Annotated in this window: 17 protein-coding genes; 10 read left to right on the forward strand and 7 right to left on the reverse strand. The window is 72.2% G+C overall.

Annotated features, from left to right (window positions below):
* Positions 1 to 32: 32 nt before the first annotated feature.
* Positions 33 to 185 (reverse strand): hypothetical protein, encoded by a 153-nt coding sequence (locus ACGFMM_RS00515; RefSeq protein ID WP_393641733.1) that lies wholly within the window; start codon positions 183 to 185, stop codon positions 33 to 35.
* A gap of 136 nt (positions 186 to 321) precedes the next feature.
* A complete protein-coding gene (locus tag ACGFMM_RS00520; protein WP_393641735.1) occupies positions 322 to 1,320 on the reverse strand; it encodes a pyridoxal-phosphate dependent enzyme in 999 nt (332 codons plus the stop codon).
* Positions 1,321 to 1,507: 187 nt separating this feature from the next.
* On the opposite strand from ACGFMM_RS00520, the gene ACGFMM_RS00525 reads away from it, so the two are divergent.
* Entirely contained in the window at positions 1,508 to 3,568 is a 2,061-nt protein-coding gene (locus ACGFMM_RS00525) for a SpoIIE family protein phosphatase (protein WP_393641737.1), read from the forward strand.
* On the opposite strand, the gene ACGFMM_RS00530 is transcribed toward ACGFMM_RS00525, so the two are convergent.
* From ACGFMM_RS00530 to ACGFMM_RS00540, 3 genes are all read right to left on the reverse strand, one after another.
* On the reverse strand, positions 3,560 to 5,131 hold the full coding sequence (locus tag ACGFMM_RS00530; RefSeq protein ID WP_393641739.1) for a carboxylesterase/lipase family protein: 1,572 nt from the start codon (positions 5,129 to 5,131) through the stop codon (positions 3,560 to 3,562). The two genes, ACGFMM_RS00525 and ACGFMM_RS00530, sit on opposite strands and share 9 nt — an antisense overlap.
* Positions 5,132 to 5,295: 164 nt before the next feature.
* Entirely contained in the window at positions 5,296 to 6,201 is a 906-nt protein-coding gene (gene surE, locus ACGFMM_RS00535; RefSeq protein WP_393641741.1) for a 5'/3'-nucleotidase SurE, read from the reverse strand.
* 113 nt (positions 6,202 to 6,314) lie between these two features.
* On the reverse strand, positions 6,315 to 7,562 hold the full coding sequence (locus ACGFMM_RS00540) for an MFS transporter (protein ID WP_393641743.1): 1,248 nt from the start codon (positions 7,560 to 7,562) through the stop codon (positions 6,315 to 6,317).
* 600 nt (positions 7,563 to 8,162) lie between these two features.
* On the opposite strand from ACGFMM_RS00540, the gene ACGFMM_RS00545 reads away from it, so the two are divergent.
* The 5 genes from ACGFMM_RS00545 (at position 8,163) to ACGFMM_RS00565 (ending at position 14,233) form a co-directional block, all read left to right on the forward strand.
* Positions 8,163 to 8,771, forward strand: coding sequence for a phosphatase PAP2 family protein (locus tag ACGFMM_RS00545; protein WP_393641745.1), 609 nt, complete (start codon positions 8,163 to 8,165; stop codon positions 8,769 to 8,771).
* A gap of 46 nt (positions 8,772 to 8,817) precedes the next feature.
* Positions 8,818 to 9,192: a VOC family protein gene (locus ACGFMM_RS00550; protein WP_393641747.1), complete on the forward strand. Its 375-nt coding sequence runs from the start codon at positions 8,818 to 8,820 to the stop codon at positions 9,190 to 9,192.
* 160 nt (positions 9,193 to 9,352) lie between these two features.
* On the forward strand, positions 9,353 to 10,942 hold the full coding sequence (locus ACGFMM_RS00555; protein WP_393642776.1) for a carboxylesterase/lipase family protein: 1,590 nt from the start codon (positions 9,353 to 9,355) through the stop codon (positions 10,940 to 10,942).
* Between the two features lie 195 nt (positions 10,943 to 11,137).
* Positions 11,138 to 13,012, forward strand: a complete 1,875-nt coding sequence (locus ACGFMM_RS00560; RefSeq protein ID WP_393641749.1) for a glycoside hydrolase family 3 protein — start codon at positions 11,138 to 11,140, stop codon at positions 13,010 to 13,012.
* 213 nt (positions 13,013 to 13,225) lie between these two features.
* Positions 13,226 to 14,233 (forward strand): LacI family DNA-binding transcriptional regulator, encoded by a 1,008-nt coding sequence (locus ACGFMM_RS00565; protein WP_393641751.1) that lies wholly within the window; start codon positions 13,226 to 13,228, stop codon positions 14,231 to 14,233.
* 53 nt (positions 14,234 to 14,286) lie between these two features.
* Here ACGFMM_RS00565 and ACGFMM_RS00570 read toward each other — a convergent pair whose 3' ends face one another.
* Together ACGFMM_RS00570 and ACGFMM_RS00575 are read right to left on the reverse strand one after the other, a co-directional pair.
* Complete coding sequence (locus ACGFMM_RS00570; RefSeq protein ID WP_393641753.1) at positions 14,287 to 15,021, reverse strand: phosphatase PAP2 family protein; 735 nt, start codon at positions 15,019 to 15,021, stop codon at positions 14,287 to 14,289.
* A gap of 83 nt (positions 15,022 to 15,104) precedes the next feature.
* Positions 15,105 to 16,079 (reverse strand): alpha/beta fold hydrolase, encoded by a 975-nt coding sequence (locus ACGFMM_RS00575; RefSeq protein ID WP_393641755.1) that lies wholly within the window; start codon positions 16,077 to 16,079, stop codon positions 15,105 to 15,107.
* A 261-nt stretch (positions 16,080 to 16,340) separates the two neighbouring features.
* On the opposite strand from ACGFMM_RS00575, the gene ACGFMM_RS00580 reads away from it, so the two are divergent.
* The 4 genes from ACGFMM_RS00580 (at position 16,341) to ACGFMM_RS00595 (ending at position 21,618) form a co-directional block, all read left to right on the forward strand.
* The gene (locus tag ACGFMM_RS00580) at positions 16,341 to 16,862 is read left to right on the forward strand and encodes an ATP-binding protein (protein WP_393641757.1); all 522 of its coding nucleotides are present in this window, start codon (positions 16,341 to 16,343) and stop codon (positions 16,860 to 16,862) included.
* Between the two features lie 104 nt (positions 16,863 to 16,966).
* Positions 16,967 to 18,595, forward strand: coding sequence for an AMP-binding protein (locus ACGFMM_RS00585; RefSeq protein ID WP_393641759.1), 1,629 nt, complete (start codon positions 16,967 to 16,969; stop codon positions 18,593 to 18,595).
* A 13-nt stretch (positions 18,596 to 18,608) separates the two neighbouring features.
* On the forward strand, positions 18,609 to 19,103 hold the full coding sequence (locus ACGFMM_RS00590; protein WP_393641760.1) for an acyl-CoA thioesterase: 495 nt from the start codon (positions 18,609 to 18,611) through the stop codon (positions 19,101 to 19,103).
* 97 nt (positions 19,104 to 19,200) lie between these two features.
* Positions 19,201 to 21,618, forward strand: coding sequence for a bifunctional salicylyl-CoA 5-hydroxylase/oxidoreductase (locus tag ACGFMM_RS00595; protein WP_393641762.1), 2,418 nt, complete (start codon positions 19,201 to 19,203; stop codon positions 21,616 to 21,618).
* The last annotated feature ends 12 nt before the right edge of the window (positions 21,619 to 21,630 follow it).

Here is a 21,630-nt window from a genome sequence, read left to right on the forward strand (position 1 = left end):
GCGTTCCCTGTACGACCCCGCCGCGTCCCCCGTCAGGAGGACGCGAGCTCCGGGGCGTCCGAGGCCGCGATGGCCCGGTCTACCGCTGCGGGACCGAGGGTGTGCTCGATGACCATCACCGCGGCGCCGATGACGCCGGCACGGTCGCCGATGTCCCGGCCCGCCTGGCGGATTGGCGCCAGCACAACGTCCTTGTGCGGGGCGAGAAGGTCTGGCAGACCGCCCGGCGCACCCGCCCCGTCCCGACCGTCTTCGGCTCCAGCCGGTCGTGTCGTCGGGGCCGCGCGCCTGACCGGACCGGTCGACGGCGTCGATGCCGCGTCATCGCGGCCCGTGGGTCTGCAGGAAGACCACCGGGCCGCCGTCCAGCCGGCCGGCCGCGTCGAGGTCGAGCAGGGCGGCGAACGCCTTGGCGGTGTAGGTGCGTTCCAGGGTCAGGCCGGCCTCGGCCGAGGCGCGGTCGAGGGCCCGGTCGCCGTTCGCAGTGGGGTGGGCGTAGCCGTCCCCCAGCCAGGCCGTCTCGACGCGGATCGCGTCGGCGGCGGGCACGGCGCCGTCCAGGTCGGCGCCCCGGGCTCGGAGCAGGGCCGCGGAGCGGCGGGCCATCTTGAGGAGGGAGCGGGGGTCCAGCCTCAGGGTGTCGTTCACCACGACACCGAGGACACGGGTGCGCAGCCCGGCGAGCCGCAGCCCGAGGGCCAGCCCCGCGGCGGTACCGCCGGATCCGACGGCGGTGACCAACCACGCCGGCTCCGGCAGCTCCCCGGCCTTCACCTGCGCGCCCAGCTCCAGCGCGATCTCGACGGCGCCGAGCGTGCCGAGCGGCGAGGAGCCGCCCGCCGGCAGGTAGTAGGGCAGTGCGAGGCCGTGGGTGTGCCGGGCGAAGAGCCAGGGCGCGGTCAGGATCAGCCTGGCCTTGGTGTGCAGGAAGTGCAGCGAGGCGCCGGAGGCGCGCAGCCGTTCCAGCTGGGCACACACGTGCTCGTCGACCGGCTGGTCGATCAGACCGAGGGCCACCTCCAGTCCGTGCTCCCGCGCGTACCGGGCGGCGGCGAGGCCCCAGTTGGTACCGAGGCCGCCGACCGTGAGGACGGTTCTCGTGCGACGGCGCCGGGCCTCAGGCAGCAGCCACTCCAACTTGCGGACCTTGTTCCCGCCCCAGCCGCCGTCGCCGTATCCGCTCTCGTCCTTGGTCCACAGCTCGGCCCGCGTGCCCGGTCCGGACAGTCGCCGAACCGGTGTGGGCCCTTCGCCCAGCCGGAGGAAGGGAAGGGAGCCGGCCAGCGGCGGGCAGCGTCGGTGCAGCAGCGGGGGTCGCATGCAGGGACGGTAGAGCACCGGGCCCGGAACAGGACCGCCCTCGTCGTGAATCCTGCTACTCCTGGGGGCGGCTGACCTGGCACCCGAATCGGGTCCTAGACCTCGCAGGTCAGCGAACAGCCAGCATGCGTCGTGCGGCGGACCAGGCGACAATGGACGCGGTATCGCTCGACAGGCGAGGCGTGGCATGCACGTATCCAGCACTGGTGACCGGTCGCAGGCGCTGGGGGCCGGTGCGGCGGCGGTGGTGGTCGACGGCGCGGGTGTGGTGCTGTTCAGCACGCCGCGAGCCACGAGCCTGCTCAGGTGTCCGCCGGGATCGCCCTGCCCCGCCCTCGTGGCAGCCCTGCGCAGAGCCGGCCACGGCTTGGCACGGTCCGTGCAGGAGGCGGGTGACTCGCCGGGGCTTCCCGGCTCCCTGGAGTACGTCGTCGTCCCGCTGGAGGCAGCGGGCGGCTCCGCTGCCGACCCGGGGCCGTGGCTGGTCCTCCTGCAGGACGGTGACAGGAACGCGGCTGCCGCCGCCGCACACCGCCGTACCGAACTGGCCCACACCGCCGCCTCGACCCTCGGCGAGTCGCTCGACGTGACGGAGGTCGCTCAGACGCTGGCGAACCTTCTCGTGCCGGGCTTCGCCGACCTGGCGACCGTCGACGTGGTCGAGGCCGTCCTGGTCGGCGACGAACCCGCGCCGCTCGACGTCAGCAGCGAGGTGCGGCTGCGCCGGGTCGCAGCGGCGCAGAGCCCCGGCGTGTCCGCAGAGCATCTCCTGCCGGTCGGCGACGCCGTGCCGTCGCTTCCCGAGAGCGCCGTGCTGAGCCCGATGATGGAGGGGCGAGCGGTCGTCGTCCCCGACATCGCAGTCTTGTCCTCCGGACTCGGTGCGAACCCCGGAATCCTGCGTCTGCTCATCCCCGACGGCGCGGAGTCGTCCGTCGCCGTTCCGCTGTTCGCCCGAGGACGCGTACTCGGCTGTCTCACCCTGTGGCGGGGCCCGCCCTCCGAACCCTTCAGTGACGCGGACGGCCCGGTGCTGGAGGGCATCGCCTCCCACGCCGCCCTCGGCGTCGACAACGCCCGCCGATTCGCGCGCGAGCACCGCTCCGCGGTCACCCTCCAGCGCAGCCTGCTGCCCCACGCCGCACAGCACCTTCCGGGGGCCGACACCGCAGGTGTGTACCAGCCCAGGGCGGGCGACACGGGGGCGGGCGGCGACTGGTTCGACGTGATCGCGCTGCCGTCCCTCCGCATCGGCCTGGTGGTGGGGGACGTCGTGGGCCACGGCCTGCGCGCCACCGCGGCCATGGCTCGTCTGCGCACCGCCGTCCGCGTCCTCGCCGACCTCGATCTCGACCCCGACGAACTGCTCACCCACCTCGACGATCTGGTCCTCGGCGTCGCCGACACCACCGACGGCCGTGGACCGGAGTCCGCGATGCTCGGCGCCACCTGCCTGTACGCCGTGTACGACCCGGTCTCCGGCACGTGCGCCGCCGCCAGCGCCGGCCACCCGCCCCCTGCAGTCCTGCCGCCGTCGGAGAGCGCGCCGCGGTTTGTCGGCCTGGCACCCGGCCCGCCGCTGGGGATCGGAGGACTGCCCTTCGCGACGACGCACTTCGAGACCCCGGCCGGTTCGCTCCTCGCGCTGTTCACGGACGGTCTCGTCACGACTCCGACCAGCGGTGTCGAGGAGGGGATGTCCCGGCTGGGGGAGGCGCTCGGGCGGGTGGGCGGTGCGCCGCTGGACGAGGCGAGCCAAGGGCTCGTCGCCCTTCTGGCGCCCCCGGACCCGGCCGACGATGCGGCACTCCTCCTGGCCCGGACCCGCACACTGCCCTCCCGGTACGTCGCCGCGTGGGAGCTCGAACCGGACCTCGCGAACGTCGCCCGCGCCCGCGAACTCGTCACGACCCGACTGGCCGAATGGGGCCTGGACGAAGCGGCGTTCGTCACCGAGCTCATCGTCAGCGAGCTGGTGACGAACGCGATCCGCTACGTCGGCGGCCCGGTCGGCCTCCGTCTCATCCGCGGCCCGGAAGGGCTGGTGTGCGAGGTCTCCGACACCGGCACCGCCCAACCCCGTGTACGACGGGCCCGGGAGACCGACGAAGGAGGCCGCGGACTGTTCCTCGTGTCGCAGCTGGCGGACCGCTGGGGAAGCCGCTTCACCCCGGGCGGCAAGACGATCTGGTCGGAGCAGACCGTCGAGGCACCCCCGGAACCTCACTCTGATGTTCCGTCAGATTGAGAGTCGGGATGCCACGCCGGCCCAGAAGTCGCACTGGTGGTCGGCCGCGAAGGACGTCGAGGTGCGGGTGCGCTCCGGGTTGAGCGTCAGGACGGTGTACCGGTCACGGATCGGCGGCCAGTGGGTCTCGCCGGTGGTGTGGGGACTGCCCGTACGGGCGAACGCTCCCCAGCGGCGCTTGATGTCGTCGGCGAAGGCGGTCTGTTCGGCGGTGAGCGGGCGGTCGGTCAGGCCGAAGTCGTGCACGTAGGCGAGTTCGGCACTGTGGGCGTTGGTCATGTCCACGCCCGGCGGCTGAGCTCCGAGGAGCGTGGGGGACCGAGGGTCGTCGAACTCGTAGACGTAGGTGGGCACCTGCGAGGCGAAGGTACGCGCCGTGCTGAGCGTGTGGCAGGCGAACATGGAGTCGGTGAGGACCGCCGACAGCGCGTCGAACGGAGTGGGGTGGCCCGCCACGGGATAGCGCGCCAGCACCTGCGGCGCCGCCGGTCCGTACGTCGCGTTGATCCGGTCGGTGTACTCCTGCGCCGTGAGGTACGGATGGGTACCGGCCACGAAGAACTTGGCTTCTGCCCGGGTGCTGCCGATGAGGACCGGCACCTTGTTCCACCTGCCCGAGGCGATCGCCTCGGACGGCTGGGCGGGGAGCAGGCCGTCACCGAAAGCGGGCCCCGCGGTGGGACGGGTGCGGGAGGCGGCGATCAGATCGGCCGACGGTGCGGTACGCAGGCAGGCGGCGCGGGCGGCGGCGTCGGGACAGCCCGCCGCGGCCGCGAAGTCCCCGGCCGCCTCGGCGGCCTGGGCGGAGCCGGGGGCGCGGATCAGGCTGCACGGTCCGCTCTGGAGGACGGCGCGGGAGAACATCCCGGCGGCGTGCGGAGATGTGAGCATGGCGCAGATCGAGGCGCTGCCGGCGGACTGTCCCCAGAGGGTGATGTTGGCGGGATTCCCGCCGAAGGAGGCGATGTTGTCGCGGGTCCAGTTCAGTGCCGCGATCTGGTCCATGAGTCCGTACGATCCGGAGCCGAGGGCGTTCTGCCGGGTGAGTTCGGGCGCGGCGAGGTAACCGAGCTGCCCGAGACGGTAGTTGATGCTCACGACGACGCTGTCGGTGAGGTCCGCCATGGTGCGGCCGCCGAACTGGGTTCCGGTACCCAGGAGGAAGGCGCCGCCGTGGATCCAGAACAGTACGGGCAGACGGTCACCGGGACGGGCATGGCGAGGCCGGTACACGTCCAGGTAGAGGCAGTCCTCGCTGACGTGGTCCGGGTCGCTCAGCCCGACGGGCAGGAACTGCACGCATGCGGGAGCCTGCCGGGTCGCCTCCCGGGTCCCGGTCCACCGTGCGGCCTGTCGAGGCGGACGGAACCGGAGGTCCGCCACGGGCGGTGCGGCGTACGGGACGCCCAGGAACTCCTCGGCCCGGCCGTTGACCCGGCCGGCGAGCCGGCCTTGGTCGGTGGTGACGACCGGGCGCGCTGCGGAGACGCTCTGCCGCGCCGAGGCGGCGACCGCGGGGTGCGTGAACAGGGCTGTGACGGCGAGTACCAGAGACAGCACCATCGAGGGAACGATCGAGCGCGTCATCCTTGTCAACTCTCCTAACGGGGTGTCAAGCACATGACAGTCGGCTGATGTCACATCGCCTCCGGTCGGGACGTGGAACACCTCCCTGTCCCGGCGGACGCGGGCGCCGCCGGGACAGGGAGCGGGCGAACCGGCTCCGTCTACGGACGCAGGCCGCCCAGAAGCGCCGCGACCTTGGCGAAGTCCGCGGCGCCGGTGTTCCAGTCGGGGGAGATGGGCGCGACGGACACCTTGTCCGCACTCACCGCTTCCACGTCGCCGCCCTTCTGGTCGGGCGCCCGTACCAGGCTGACGCCGACCTTCCAGGTCCCGTCGCCGGAGTCGGTGTACTCCGCCGTGAGGCCGGGCTGGGGATCCTGGGTGGTGACGGAGGCGCCCCGTGCGGTTCCCTTGCCGTCCGCACCGACCACGGGGTGGTTCACGTTCAGGCCGACGCCCTCGGGCAGCAGCCGGCCGTTCCTCGCCTGCGCGCGCAGCCGCTCGATCAGCTTGACGGTGAAGTCGTTGGTGGGCCGCATGGCGTTGAGGATCTGCTCGGGAACGGGGACCGCCAGCTCCCCGGTGCTCACCGCGATGGCGGGCACGCCGCGCTCCAGAGCGGCGATCGCGCCGCCGACCGTTCCGGAATGGGTCGCCAGGGCGGCCACGTTGGGCCCGAAGTTGGCGCCGGACACCACGAGGTCGGGGGCGCGGTCGGCGAACACCGCGGCGAGGCCGAAGGACACCGAGTCGCCGGGCGTGCCGTCCACGGCCCACACCCGCGGCTCCGGATGCTCGACCTTGAGGGTGCTGCCGCTCATCAGCTTCGTCCCGGCGCCGCTCTGGTTGGTGAGCGGGGCGACGATGGTGACGTCGTGCCCCGCGGCGGTCAGCCGCTGGAAGAGCATGCGGATGCCGGGCGCGTTGTAGCCGTCGTCGTTGGTCAGCAGGATGCGCAGCGGGCCGGCCGGGCCGGGATCCGCAGCGGCGCTCGCCGGCGCCGTGCCGGTCAGCGCGGGCGTGCACAGCAGCAGAGCGGCCAGGGGCAGAACGCGCGTGCGTCTCACGGAGTTGCTCCTTCGATGAGGGAGAAGAAGGTGGGAGAGGGGGAGGGGTGGGATCGCCGGGCGCACGCCCCCTCGACATGCGCCCGGCGAGTCTTCGTACGCGGTACGGCCGGTCAGCGCACCCCGCGGATGAGGATCACGGACAGCGCGCCCAGCAGGGACAGGACGCCGCCGATGACGAACAGCGGGGTGTAGCCGCCGAACGCGGTCACGATGGCGGAGGCGACGAACGGGGCGATGATCTGCGGCCCCGCGTTGGCGACGTTCAGGACGCCCATGTCCCGGGCGGCGTCCTCCGCACGGGGCAGGACCAGGGTGACCACCGCGGTGTCCACCGCCATGAAGCATCCGAAGCCCAGGCCGTTGAGGGCACTGAACACCAGCATGCCGGTCCAGGTCGGGCTGATCACGGGGATCGCCATCGCGAACCCGGCGAGCGCCGCGGACACGCCGACGAAGATCTTCCGCCGGTCCCAGCGGTCGGACAGCACTCCGCCCACGACCGTGGACACGGCCATGGCGGCCATCGCCACCGGAGTGAGCAGGGCGATCGCCTCGGGCGGCGTCAGTCCCTCGGGCAGGACGATGTGGTCGTCGAGGATGTACAGCTGGTATCCCACGACGGAGAAGTAGCCGAGCACCAGCAGGGCGCGTCCGATGAAGGCCCACCGGAAGTCGTGGTGGGACAGGGCGGACAGGAACGCGGCGATGCGTTCGCGCTTCGGGACGGAGGGCGCCGGTGGCCCCTGCCGGGGTACGTCGCGGCAGAAGCAGGAGAGCAGCAGCGCGGCCGCGGCTGCCACGGCCCCGAGCACCAGGTAGCCGGTCGTGAGCCGATCCGCGGTCTGCGAGGCGATCATCACGCCGGCGGTGCCGCCGACGGGCAGGGCGAGTCCGACCATGGCGGAGGCAGCGCCCCGGCGTGCGACCGGGAAGCGGTCGGGCACGATGGCGGTGACGGCGGCCTGGTAGACGTTCATGGTCGCCTGCACCAGGCACCATCCGATGCCGACCAGCAGCACGGTGTCGACACTGCCGAGGAACGCGAGGCCGACGAGGGAGGCGAGCGCGCCGCCGAGGATCCACGGGTTCCGTCGGCCGGTACGGTCCGAAAGGGCGCCGGCGATCGGGTTGAACGCGGTGGCGAAGATCGCGCTCACCCCGCCGATGACGCCGAGAACGGCGACCTTGTTCGCCGGATCGATGGCGGCGACCTGGAGCGGCAGCAGTACCGAGCCGACGCCCATGTACACGGCGAGCATCGCGGAGTTCGTGAGCAGAATGAGCAGCAGAAGGCCGCGCTGACGCGGCGCGGACGCCTCCGGTGACGCGTCCGTCTGGATTACTTCATCAGCTGTCACGGCGACCACCAGGGGATGCGGACGCGCGGTTCGCGCGGTGGGGGATCGGGGCGGGCATGGCGACTCCTCGGGAACGGAGCTGAGCGCGGAGCTGCGAGCTGGAGCGATGAGGGGATGACCGCCGGGGGGACGTGTGAGCGCGATGGCGCGGCGGGGCCGCTGAGTTACACGTGTTAGTTCCGGCTTGCAGCACTGTGTAGCACTCGTGAAGCCGCTTGGGTAGGGGGTGAAAGGATTTGAATGGCGACCGTGACCGCTCGATTCGAGTTCAGCCACTAACACGTGTAGCTACTCGTGGGTCGCCCTTGTGTCGACTGTCGCGAAGGTCCAACCTTGGCTTGAAAGTGCCGTGCGCGGCGGTCGCTGCGTGCTGTGGGGCCGCTTCGTGCGGACCTGCTCTCGCGGCCGTGCCGCCGCCCGCTCCCGCTCGTGTCTCCGTCATTGCCGCGTCGTCGGGGTCGCGGTTCCCCCAGTTCCCGGAGGTCAGCCATGTCCCTTTCGCGCGCCGTTCCCGTCCCGTCGCCGCCTCCCCGTGAGCCGGCGCGACACCCGGTCCCGGCCGCCCCGCCCCGGCGAGCCGTGCCGGCCGGATCGTTGTTGATGGCCGCCGCCCTGGCGGCCGGCCTCGCTTCTCTCGGCGAAGAGGCGTCGGTCTTCCAAGGCGTCGACGATCTCTGGATGAGCGCGATGCGCGGTTCGCCGGACGACGCGGTGACGGGGTTCGCACTCGCTCTCGACGTCCTCGGCGGCCCCCTCGGCATGGTCGTGCCGCTGGTACTGGCGGGGTGTCTCGCCGTCTACGGGCGCTGGAGATCCGGGGCGTTCGTGTTCGCCGCGTGCGTCGTGGCCAACATCGTCGTGGTTCTCCCCGTGAAGCAGTTCATCGACCGCCCGCGCCCGCCGGAGCCCTGGGTCCTGGTGGGCGGCGGCTCCTTCCCGTCCGGTCAGGTCTTCACGGTGACGACCCTCGTGCTGACGGCCGGCGTGGTGCTCTTCCCGCCGGCCGTACGGCGCTGGTGGTGGCTGTTCGCCGCCGTCCTGGTGGCCGCCACGATGTGGAGCCGCACCTGGCTGCACACCCAGTGGCTGAGTGACACCGTGGCCGGCGCCGCCATGGGGGCGGGCGTCGTCCTGTTGCTGTGGTCCGCGTTCGCCCGACTCCTGAAGGAGGAAGTAGCCCGTGCAGCGTCCGGCCGTCTCTGGGACTGAGGGTTCACACCCGAGCAAGAGCCCGTTCTCCGCGCTGGGTCGCCTGGTGGTCCTCGTCGAGGATTCCGACGCGGCCCTGGCCTTTTACCGCGACGTCCTCGGTTTCTCCGTCCTGCATGACGAGACGGGGGACGGGTTTCGCTACCTGCACGTCGGAGTGCCCGGCCAGGAACGCGTGGGCCTGTGGCTGATGACCGCCGCGGCCGAGCGCGAGCGAGAGCCGGTGGGGCGGCAGAGCGAGGGCCGGCCGCTGCTCGTCCTGTACACCGAGGATCTCGACCGGGTCCGCGAGCGCCTTCGCGAACACGGGGTGCGCGTCTGGAACGAGAGGGAGGGCGCCGGCAGCCGATCGCTCCACTTCGCCGACCTGTACGGCAACGTCATCGTCGCGGCGCAGCTGAACGGGGGAGAGGCGCCCTAGGTCGCCCCACTTGGTAGAAAAATTGACGACCGTCATGGACGCTGCATAATCTCGCTGTCCTACTCGGCGCCGGGCGGTCCCGGCGGCTCCGCTCGGCCCTGCGGTGGCGGCGCGGACGCGCCCGGCGAACCATTGACCAAGGAGGACATGCGTGGCTGATATGCAAGAGGAAGAGGCGCCCCTTGAGGTCCAGCTGCCGGCCGGTCGGCTGCGTGGCCGGATCCGGCGCGGCGTCGCGGTGTTCAAAGGCGTGCCGTACGCCGCGCCCCCGGTGGGCGACCTGCGCTGGCGCGCCGCCCGGCCGCACCCCGGCTGGAGCGGCACGCGGGACGCGACGGCGTACGGCCCGAGCTCGCCGCAGATGTTCGTCGAGGGCGGCGACCCCGTCCTCGGCGGTCACGGACGCCCGCCGTTCGACGACGACTGCCTGACGCTGAACGTGTGGACACCGGCTCCCGACGCAGCACGGCGGCCGGTGCTGGTCTGGATCCACGGAGGCGGGTTCGTCTCCGGCTCCGGATCGCTGCCCATCTACTCGGGTGAGACCTTCGCCCGCGACGGCGACCTGGTCGTCGTCACCCTCAACTACCGTGTCGGCCCCCTCGGTTACCTCTCCTTCGCCGACGAGGCCGACGAGGCCGACGAGGCCGACGAGGCCGACGAGGCCGACGAGGTCGAAGTGGACGCGCAGCCGGCCAACTTCTGGCTCACCGACCAGCTGGCCGCGCTGCGGTGGGTGCGCGACAACATCGACCGCTTCGGCGGCGATCCCGACCGCGTCACGGTCGCCGGCCAGTCGGGCGGCGCCCTGTCGGCGGCCGCCCTGGCCGGACACCCCGAGGCGCAGCAGCTGTTCCAGCGGGTCATCCTGCAGAGTCCGCCCTTCGGGCTGCACATCCCCACCGCAGTCGAGTACCGGGAGCGCGTCGAGGCGTACCTGCGGTTCGCCGGGGTGAAGGACGCCGACGAACTCCGGCGCCTGCCGTGGCCGCAGCTGATCGAGGCCGCCGGCGGGCTCTTCGCGCACACCACGCGCTGGGGGTACTGGCCCACGCCCTTCCTTCCCGTGCGGGACGACGCCACGCTCTTCCGTCATCCCGCGCGCACGCTGCTCGAAGGGCCGGCGGCGGACATCGACGTCCTCGTCGGCTGGACCCGGGAAGAGGCCAACTTCGGGTTCGCCCTGGACCCGGGATACGCGCAGGCCACCCGCGAGCAGGTCGTCGACCGCATCGCGGAGACGTTCGGCGCGGGTCCGGCGGCCGAGGTGTACGACGAGTACGCGCGGACCCGCCCCGGCGCCCGGCCGGTGGACGTGCTGATGGACCTCATCACGGACGAGCTGTTCCGCGTGCCCTGTCTGGAGCTGGCCGAGGCCAGGGCGGGATCGGGGCGGCCGGTGTGGGCGTACCAGTTCGACCTTCCGACGCCCGCCCATGAGGGGAGGCTCGCCGCCGCCCACTGTCTGGAACTCCCGTTCGTCTTCGACAACTTCGACAGCTGGGCGCACGCTCCGCTCGTCGAGGGGATCGACCCGGCGGTGGGGCGGGGGCTGGCGCAGAGCATGCACCGGGCGTGGATCGCCTTCGCCCGGACCGGCGACCCGAACCACGCCGGACTGCCGGCCTGGGACCCGTACCGGGCGGACACCCGCACCACCATGCGGTTCGACAGTGTCACCCTCCCCGTGGACGACCTCGCCGGGCATGCGCGTCGCCTGCACGGCCAGCGGCCGGCGGTATTCGAGTAGCCCCGTTATCGAAACGTCTCACAGGGGCCGTGCGTCGAGATCTGTTACACGTGTAACCTCACAGTGGGGCCGTTAGGGGGCGCGCGCCCCGGCCGGTCCCGAGCTCCTGACGGCTCGGGACCGGCCATCTGCCTCGCACTCGCGCCCCTCCCCGCGAAGCACTCGCCCCTCCACGCGAATCGGAAGAGAGCACCGATGGCCCCTCATGCGACGACTCGGCCGCGCACCCTCACCGCCCCCGACGGCACCGTCTTCCGTGACCTCAACGGCAACGGGACGATGGAGCCCTACGAGAACCCGAGCCTCCCCGTGGCCGAGCGGGTCGCCGACCTCGTCGGCCGCATGACCCTGGAGGAGAAGGCCGGCCTGCTGTTCCAGACCATGATCGCGATCAATCCGGACGGCACGCTCGTGGAGCCGGAACCCGGTGCTCCGGACGACGATCCGATGCGGGCCTCCACCTCGGCGATGGTGATCGGCAAGCTCATGAACCACTTCAACCTCTTCGGCGCCGCGGCCCCGCGCCGCATGGCCGAGTGGAACAACCGCCTCCAGGACCTGGCGGCGACGACCCGCCTGGGCATCCCGGTGACCATATCCACCGACCCCCGCCACGGCTTCATCGACAACCCGGCGGCCAGTGCGCACACCGAGGGCTTCTCGCTCTGGCCCGAGCCGCCCGGCCTGGCGGCGATCGGGGACGAGGAACTCGTCCGCCGGCACGCCGACATCGTCCGCCGCGAGTACCTCGCCGTCGGCATCCGGCTGGCCCTGCACCCCATGGCCGACCTCGCCACCGAGCCCCGCTGGGCCCGCATCCTGGGCACGTTCGGCTCCGACGCCCACGTCGCCGCCCGCATGGTCGCCGCCTACGTGCGCGGTCTCCAGGGGGAGACGCTCGGCACGCACAGCGTCGCCGCGATGACCAAGCACTTCCCCGGGGCGGGACCGCAGCTGGACGGGCACGACGCCCACTTCCCCTACGGGCGCGAACAGGTCTACCCCGGCGGCAACTTCGACTACCACCTGATCCCCTTCGAGGCCGCCTTCGCCGCGGGGACCTCCCAGGTCATGCCGTACTACGCCATGCCGGTCGGGACCGAGTACGAAGAGGTGGGCTTCGGCTTCAGCAAGGGCGTCATCACCGGCCTGCTGCGCGAGAAGTACGGCTTCGACGGCATCGTCTGCACCGACTGGGGCCTGGTCACGGACAGCCGGATCTTCGGCGCCCCCTTCCCGGCCCGGGCATGGGGCGTGGAACATCTGGACCGGCTCTCGCGCGTGGAACGCATCCTCGATGCCGGGTCCGACCAGCTCGGCGGCGAGGCCGCGCCCGAACTCGTGGTGGAACTGGTCCGTACGGCCCGGGTCGACGGCGAACGCCTCGACGCCTCGGTGGCCCGCCTCCTGCGGGAGAAGTTCGTCCTCGGTCTCTTCGACGATCCGTACGTCGACCCGGATGCCGCCGAAGTGATCTGCGGCAGAGCCGACTTCGCAGCGGAGGGCCTGGCGGCTCAGAGCCGCTCGATCACGGTTCTCAAGGACCGCCCGAGCGAGGCGGCGGAGCCGCTGCTGCCCCTGCGCCCCGGTATCCGGATCCACGTCCAGGGCGTCGACCCCGAGGTCGCCGGGCGGTACGCCACCGTGGTGGACGGCCCGGACGAGGCCGACGTCGCCGTGATCCGGATCAACACGCCGTACGACGAGCGGACCGAGGGCTTCGAGAGCTTCTTCCGCGCCGGCCGGCTCGACTTCACCGCGGAGGAGCTGCGGCCGCTGCTGGAGACCGCGGCGGCCGTGCCCACCGTCTTCGACGTCTTCCTCGACCGCCCCGCGGTCCTCCCGGAGGTCGCCGACGCGGCGGCGGCCCTCGTCGCCGACTACGGCGCCTCGGACGTCGCTCTCCTGGACGTCCTGTTCGGCCGGACGAAGGCGGAGGGCCGGCTGCCGTTCGAGCTCCCCCGCTCCATGGAGGCCGTCATGGAAGGCTGCGAGGACGTGCCCAACGACTCACGGGACCCGCTCTTCCCGTACGGCCACGGGCTGGACGTGGAGCCGCTCGCGCCCTGAACGGACTGGGCCGACGGGGGCGCTGCCGGGCGTGAGCCGCGGCAGTCGCCCCCGTCGGCATGTGCTCGTCCGCCGAAGCCCGTGCCCGCCGACGCCCCACGGGGACGGGCCCGCCGACGTCCCGCCGCGTACGTGCCCGCCGACCTGTGCAGTAACGCGTGTAACCTGGTCAGTGGCCGATCGGCCGATCGAGGAGACGAGGCAGGGGACGTCATGGGCAAGAAGCCGACCGCGGCAGCGGCCGTCACGAGCGCCGATGTGGCGCGCCTGGCGGGGGTGTCACGGGCGACGGTGTCCTTCGTCCTCAACAACACGCAGGAGCACCGGGTCAGCGAGACCACGCGTGCCCGCGTGCTGGCGGCGGCCGAGCAGCTCGGCTACGTACCGCATGCCGCCGCCCGATCGCTCAGGGCGGGCCGCAGCAATCTCGTGCTCGTCCCCTCGTCGGTCTCGGCGGCCGGCCGCCTGGTCAGCGCCTGGGTCGACGACCTGGAGAGCGAGCTGGAACGCCATGGGTACGTCCTCGTGCTGCACGCCGGGCGGTTCCCCGACCCGGTGAGCTCCGCCCGGGCCTGGGCGGAGCTCCGTCCGGCGGCGGTGGTGGCCCTGGACGGAGACAGCATGTCCGGGCAGGCCGTGGACGTCCTCAGCCGGGCGGGGGTGCGCGGCGTGCTGGCCTTCGCGTCCCGAGAGGTGGCCGGCGCCCACACCGTCGACTTCGACCAGTCGCGCATCGGCGCGCTCGCCGTCGAGCACCTGGTGGCGCAGGGACGCCGGAGGATCGGCGTGGTCATGCCGCAGGAACGCGGCCTGGGAACCTTCGCCCGGCCGCGCCTCGCGGGCGCCGAGGGCGTCGCCGCCCGCAGCACGGCGACGGTGACCCCCGTGGACCTGTCCTACACCCACGAATCCGCCGCCGAACTCGCCGGGCGCTGGCGCGAGCTGGGCCTGGACGGTGTGTTCGCCTACAACGACGAGTACGCCGCACTGCTGCTCCATGCCTTGCGCAACGAGGGCGTGTCCGTTCCGGAGGACGTCGCCGTCGTCGGCTGCGACGACCTGGTCCTGTCGGCCCTGCAGCAGCCGCCGTTGACGTCCGTACGGCTGGACCTGCCCACGCCCGCGGAGGTCGCCGACGCCCTGCACGAGCTGGTGGACCGCGGCACATCGCCGCAGGTGCGGGGCATGGAGCCGGTCCTGGTGCACCGTCAGTCCTCGTGAGCCGGCAGTCTCGTGAGCAGGCATTCTCCTGAGCCGTAAGCCTCTGTGAGCCGTCAGTCCGCCTGAGCGTCCCGGCCGCGGGCGGACCCTTCCCGGTTCAGCAGCGGAGTGAAGGCCCACCACAGCACGAGGGCCATTCCGGCTCCCGTCGTGGCGCCGGCCAGGGTGTCGCTCAGCCAGTGTGCGTGCAGCCAGGTGCGGCTCCACATCATCGCCAGCGTGAGGGCCGCGCCGGCCGCCCACCAGCCGCGCCGTCGGCCCGCGGGCACGAGCAGGGCGACGGCGATCACGACGAGGAGGGCCGTTCCGGCGACGTGCCCCGACGGGAACGAACCGTGGTCCACCCGGACCAGGGGGTCGACGGGGCGCGGCCGGTCCACCCCGAACTTCAGGGCCTGGACGACGAGGAAGTTCCCCACCAGGTAGGCCGTCAGCACGCAGAGGAGAGACGGCCAGCGTCTCCGGACCGCCAGGAAGACCAGCAGCCCCACCGGGACCACTACGCCCAGCGGCCCGCCGAACCAGTTGAGAGCGGCGGCGACCACCGCGTACGGCCCGTCGTGCGGGCCTCCCATCCAGCGCAGCCAGGTGTCGTCGAGGGGTTGGAGGACGGGGCGCTCGGGGCGGGCGAGCACCGTGGCCGCGAGCGCGGCGGTGACCAGCAGGAAGAGGACTCCGAGGGCGAGGGGGCCGGAGCGTCGGGCGGTGGGGGAGGGGCGGCGCCGTGATGCCGCCGGTGTCGGCGCCGGAGTGGGCGTCACCTGGGTCGGGGTCGGAGTGCCGGTCATGGGATACCTCTCGCGGAGCGTGTATTGCGGAGCGCGGGGCGCCGTCATGACGGCACCCCGCGCAGGGTGTTCGACGGCGGTGCTCAGACGCCCAGTCGGCGGGCGATGAAGTCGACGCTCTCGGCGACGATCGGCGTCACGTCGGGGGTGCCGAGGAAGATGTGGTCGGCGCCTTCCACCGGCCGCAGGGTGACGTCTCCGCCGGCCTTCAGGAGGGCTTCGGCGAGGACCTCGCTCTGGCTGTACGGGAGGAGGGTGTCCGCCGTCCCGTGGATCAGGAGGAACGGAGGCGGGGTCGTGCCGCCCGCGTAGGTGACCGGGCTGGCGACGCGGGCGAGCTCCGGCAGCTGCTCGGGAGTGCCGCCCAGCAGCGCACTGAACGGGTTGGGGTATGCGGAGCCGTCGGGCGCGGGCGGCATCGGCAGCGGGTGCGAGAGCAGAGCGACGAGGTCCGTGGCCGGGTACCAGCTGACGACGGCCTGCACGGCGCTGTCCTGGTCTTGGACGCCCACGCGGCCCTCAAGCTCAGCGTCGTCCTCGGTGGCGTCCGCGCGCACGAGCCCGGCGAGTGCGGCCAGGTGTCCGCCCGCCGACTCGCCCATGACCGCGATCCGGTCCTTGTCGATGCCGAGCTCGGTGGCGAACTGCCGGACGTAGCGGATGGCTGCCTTCGTGTCGTGCAGCTGCGCCGGGAACGGGGCCTCGAGGCCGTGCCGGTAGTCGATGCTGATCAGAGCGAGGCCGGCGCCCAGGACTGCGCCGTGCAGCAGCTCGACCGGCACGGTCGGCGGCGGGTAGCGGCGGTCGCCCTCCAGCCAGCCGCCGCCGTGGATCCACACGACGGCGGGCACCGGCTGCTCGGACGCCGGCACATGGACGTCGAGCAGGCAAGGCCGGTATCCCAGCGTGATCGCGTAGGTCAGTCCGTCGAAGTGGCGCACGCCGTCCTGGCCGACCAGCGGCGGAGCGGGTGCGCGGAACGGCGGCGGGGGCCACGCTCCGAGGTCGGGCTCGGCAGCCGTCTGCGCGGCCGGGGGTGCGGAGGGTGCTTGCGTCATTTCCCCTCGTTTCTGTGGGTGCGAACGTCCGTGCCGGGCGGCGCCGAGTGTGTCGGGCCGCACCCCGCAGGCTTCGGGTTTCCGGATGAATGTCCGAAATGCCTTGTGCTCTCGACGGTATCGGACCTATGGTAGTTACACGTGTAACACAATATGCGCGACGTAGTAAACGTCTCGGACGCCGAATGCATCGGATGGTGTGGCCGCTGAGGTTACACGAGGAAACGCGGCGTACGTCGCCCGTCTCCATGGAGAGTCCCCATGCGCGTCCCCGTTTCGTCCGTGAGTACTCCGCCGCGCCCCACGCGCCGCGCGACGGTCCCCCCGCCTCGAAGCCGTCGACTCGCCCGGTGGGCGGTGAAGGCGGCGGCGTCGGAGGTCTCCAGGGTGCGGGCCTCCCTGCGTCGCACGCTCGCGGCCTGGGGTGTCTCGTCCGAGCGCGCCGAGGTGCTGCTGCTCGTCGCCACGGAGCTCCTGTCCAACGCCGTCCGGCATGCGGGCGGCCCGGCGGGCCGGACCTGCCTCACCGTGGCCCTCTGTGGCGGCCGGCTGCGGCTCGACGTGGCCGACGGAGACCCCCGCCTGCCGAGCTTCGCCCAGGACGCCGGCGCGGACGTCGCCCCGGACGCCGGTCCGGGCGCTGACCTGGGCGTCGACGCGGCCGCGGAGGGCGGCCGCGGGCTCGCGATCGTGCGTTTCCTGGTCGACGAGGCCGGCGGTCGGCTGGCGGCGATCCGGGTTTCGACCGGCAAGGTCGTGCGGATTCGCATGCCCATCACCTGACGGTCCGTCATGAAAATCTATGTCGTGAAAACTTGACGATCGTCAATTTAGAGAAATACTTGCCGCACTCCCTCCGCTGCCCCCGAAACCGAGGTGTGCGCCCCATGGAGCTCTCCCCGTCCGCCCACGTGGACCCCTTCTGTCGTGACCGGCTCCCTCCCTCCGGTCTCTGGCCCCAACTGCACTTCGACCTCCCGGAGTTGACGTATCCGGACCGTCTCAACTGCGCCGCCCGGCTGCTGGACGACGCCGTCGCGCGCTGGGGCCCCGACCGGCCCTGCCTCCTCACTCCCACCGATAGCTGGACGTACGGCGACCTGCTGCGCCACGCCAACCAGGTCGCCCGGGTCCTGACCGAGGACCTCGGGCTCGTCCCCGGGAACCGCGTCCTGCTGCGCGGCCCCAACAACCCCTGGCTGGTCGCCGCCTGGTTCGGCGTGCTCAAGGCGGGCGGGGTCGCGGTCACCACCATGCCGATGCTGCGGACCGCGGAACTCGCGCAACTCCACGAGATCAGCCGACCGCTCGTCGCCCTGTGCGACCACAGGTACCTCGACGACGTCGAAGCCGTCCGCGCGCCCGGGCTGACCGTCGTCGCCTACGGCGGCGAGGGCGAGGCGGATCTGACCCGCCGGTGCGCGGCCAAGGACGGCACGTTCGACAACGTCCCGACCGCCGCCGACGACGTCGCGCTCATCGCCTTCACCTCCGGTACGACCGGGAAGCCCAAGGCGACGATGCACTTCCATCGCGACGTGCTCGCCAACGCCGACACCTTCTCCCGGCACATCCTCAAGCCCCGGCCGGACGACGTCTTCACCGGCACGCCGCCGCTCGCCTTCACGTTCGGACTCGGCGGTCTGGTCGTCTTCCCGCTCCACGCCGGGGCGGCGACGCTGCTCGTCGAGCAGGCGTCGCCGCAGCGACTGGCCGACCTCGTCGCCGAGCACGGGGTCACGGTCCTGTTCACCGCCCCCACCGCGTACCGGGCGATCATGGCCGCCGGCGCCGCGGACCGCCTCAGCGGCCTGCGCAGATGCGTATCCGCCGGCGAGGCCCTGCCCGCCCACGTGTCGGAGGACTTCCACGCGGCGACCGGGCTGCGCATCATCGACGGCATCGGCGCCACCGAGATGCTTCACGTGTTCATCTCCGCCGCCGACGACGACATACGGCCCGGGGCGACCGGGAAGCCGGTTCCCGGCTACCGCGCGATGATCGTCGACGACGCCGGTGCGCCGGTCGCGGACGGGGAGCCCGGCCTGCTCGCCGTCACCGGTCCGACGGGCTGCCGCTACCTCGACGATCCGCGCCAGACGACGTACGTCAGGAACGGCTGGAACATCACCGGCGACACCTACCGGCGGGACGCGGACGGCTACTTCTGGTACGTGGCGCGCAGCGACGACATGATCGTCTCCTCCGGCTACAACATCGCCGGCCCGGAGGTCGAGAAGGCGCTCCTCGACCACCCCCACGTGGCGGACTGCGCCGTCGTCGGCGCCCCGGACGAGCGGCGCGGCATGGTCGTCAAGGCGTACGTGGTGCTCGTCGACGGCGTCGCCGCCGACGAGGCCGCCGTCAAGGAACTCCAGGACCACGTCAAGCAGGCCATCGCGCCCTACAAGTACCCGCGCGCCGTCGAGTTCGTGACCGACCTGCCGCGCACCGACAACGGAAAGCTGCAGCGCAACGTGCTCCGCCGGCACGCCGCGAACGCGGCCGGCAGCTGAGAGAAGGCTCCTGATGGAAACCCCTGTCACCCCCCGAGCGACCCCGCCCGTCGGCAGTTGTGCCGAGGGGGCCGCCGAAGCCGAAGTGGCGAACCTGCCCAGCATCGTCATCGAGCGCCGCGTCGAATGGCCCGACACCGATGCCGCCGGCCACTACCACCATTCCACGGTCGTGCGCTGGGTGGAGGCGGCGGAGGCCGCACTGCTGCGCCGCCTGGGCCTGGCCCACCTCTTCGGCAGCACGCCGCGCGTGCACTTCGAGGCCGACTACCGGGCGCGGCTGTGGTTCGGCGACCTCGTGCGCGTCGAACTGCGCATCGCCAAGGTCGGCACCACGTCGCTGCACTACGCCTTCACCGTCCGCGCTCAGGGCGACGAGGCGGCGGCCACCGGCCGGATGACGATCGCCAACTCCCCCTCACGCGCAACGGGGTCCACGCCGTGGCCGGACGACGTGCGTGAGCTCTTCACCAAGGCGGGCGTACAGGCCCCCGAAACCTTCGGCTGAGACGCCGGTTCAAGCAGGTCACAGTCATGTGTATAGATTTCTTGACGATCGCAGGAATTACGGCATACGTTGTTCCTCGAACCATTAGGAGGACGCCGTGCGCATAGCAGTCATCGGCGGAGGGCCCGGCGGGCTGTACTTCGCGGCCCTGGCCAAGCAGCTCTCACCGCACTGGGACATCACCGTCTGGGAGCGCAACGCGGCCGACGACACCTTCGGCTTCGGAGTGGTGTTCTCGGACGAGACCCTCGACGGCATCGCCCAGGCCGATCCGGAGGTCTACGCGGCCATGTCCGCGGAGTTCGCCCGCTGGAGCGACATCGACGTGCGCTACCGGGGGCAGGTGCTCACCTCGGGCGGCCATGGTTTCGCCGCCCTGGGCCGCAAGCGTCTGCTGCAGATCCTCCAGGAGCGGTGTGCGGCACTGGGAGTGGACGTGCGCTACCGCACGCCCGCCCCGTCCGCGGCCGAACTCGCCGCCGAATACGACCTCGTGGTGGCGAGCGACGGCGTACGGTCGCAGACCCGCGGCGCCCACGCCGAGGAGTTCGGGCCGGACCTGGACCAGCGGCACTGCCGCTACATGTGGCTCGCCACCGACAAGGTCTTCGAGGCCTTCACCTTCATCGTCGCCGAGAGGGACTTCGGAACCCTGCAGGTCCACGCGTACCCGTTCGACGGCACGCGCAGCACGTTCATCGTCGAGATCGACGAGGACTCCTGGCGGCGGGCGGGATTCGACGCCTTCGCGGCGCGCGACCTCCCGCCCGGCGCGGACGACGAGGACAGCATCCGGCTGTGCGAGGAGATCCTCGCCGAACACCTCGACGGCCACCGGCTCATACCCAACGGCTCCCGGTGGATCAGCTTCACCACCGTGCGGAACAGGGCCTGGCGTCACGAGAACATCGTTCTGCTCGGAGATGCCGCCCACACCGCGCACTTCTCCATCGGCTCCGGCACCAAGCTCGCCATGGAGGACGCCCTCGCCCTGGCCGCCTGCCTCCACGAGTACCCGGACGTGCCCCGTGCCCTCGCCGCGTACGAGGCCGAGCGCAAGCCGGTCGTCGAGTCCACGCAGCGGGCCGCCCAGGCCAGCCTCGAATGGTTCGAGAACGTCGGCCGCTACACCGGGCAGGAACCGCTCCAGTTCGCGTTCAACCTGCTCACCCGCAGCCGGCGGGTCACCTACGACAATCTGCGGGTGCGCGACGAGGCGTTCACCGGGGCGGTGGACGCCTGGCACCAAGAGCACCAAGAGCACCAAGAGCACCAGGAGCATCAAGAGGACCGGGGCCGCACGGCGGTCGGCCGGCCGAGCGACTCGGCGCCCCCGATGTTCCGGCCGTTCCGGCTGGGCGGCGTGCGCCTGCGCAACCGCGTCGTCGTACCGCCGACCGCGCTGTACTCGGCGCAGGACGGTGTACCGGGGGACGTCGAACTCGTCCACCTCGCCACGCAGGCCGTGGGTGGATCGGGTCTCGTCATCGCCGGCATGACGGCCGTGAGCGCCGACGGGCGCGCCACCCCGGGCTGCCCCGGCCTGTACACCGACGAGCAGGAAGCAGCCTGGCGCCGGATCACCGACTTCGTCCGCGGGCAGTCGGACACCCGCCTCGGCATCCAGCTCACCCACGCGGGACGGCGCGCCGCGACCGGCACACCGCGGGCCGGCGGCCGGTGTGTCCCCCTCGGCGACGACGGGTGGCCGCTCGTCGCGGCCTCCGCCCTGGCCTGGGACGCGGCGAGTGCGACCCCTCGCGAGGCGACCCGTGAGGACATGGACGCCATCGCGCAGGACTTCGTCGCCGCGGCCCTCCGCGCCGACCTTGCCGGTTTCGACGTACTGGAACTCCAGTACGGCCACGGGCACCTGATGTCGGGCTTCCTGTCGCCGCTGACCAACGTCCGGACGGACGAGTACGGCGGCAGCGTCACGAACCGGATGCGCTTCCCCCTGGAAGTGCTGCGCAAGGTACGCGCGGTATGGCCCGCCTCCAAGGCCCTGATCGTCCGGATCTCGGCCACCGACTGGGCGGACGGCGGCATCGGCGAGGCCGAGGTCGTCGAGCTCTGCCGCGCCCTGGCCGAGACGGGAGCGGATGCCGTCGACGTGTCCACCGGAGAGGTCGTCTCCCATGAGCGGCCGCGCTTCGGCCGCAGCTACCAGACCCCGTACGCCGATCTGATCCGCAACACCGTCGGCGTACCCGTCATCACCGTGGGCGCGATCTCCACCTACGACGACGTCAACTCCCTGATCCTGGCGGGCCGGGCCGACCTGTGCGCCGTCGGCCGCGCACAGCTCCACGACCCGCTGTGGACGCTCCACGCCGCGGCCGCCCAGCGGTACGCCGGCCCGGCCGCGCCCTGGCCGGCGTACTGGGAGGCCGGCAGCGGCAGGCCGCCGGGCGCACGCACCGACCGGATTCCGCCCCGCCTCCAGCTGCTTCGGGACGTGCCCGCCCCCGTGCACCAGCGGTGGCTTCCCGAGCACGCGACGGCAGCGGTCTGACATGGAGGAACA

This window comes from Streptomyces sp. NPDC048604 (assembly GCF_043199435.1).
GTDB lineage: Bacteria > Actinomycetota > Actinomycetes > Streptomycetales > Streptomycetaceae > Streptomyces.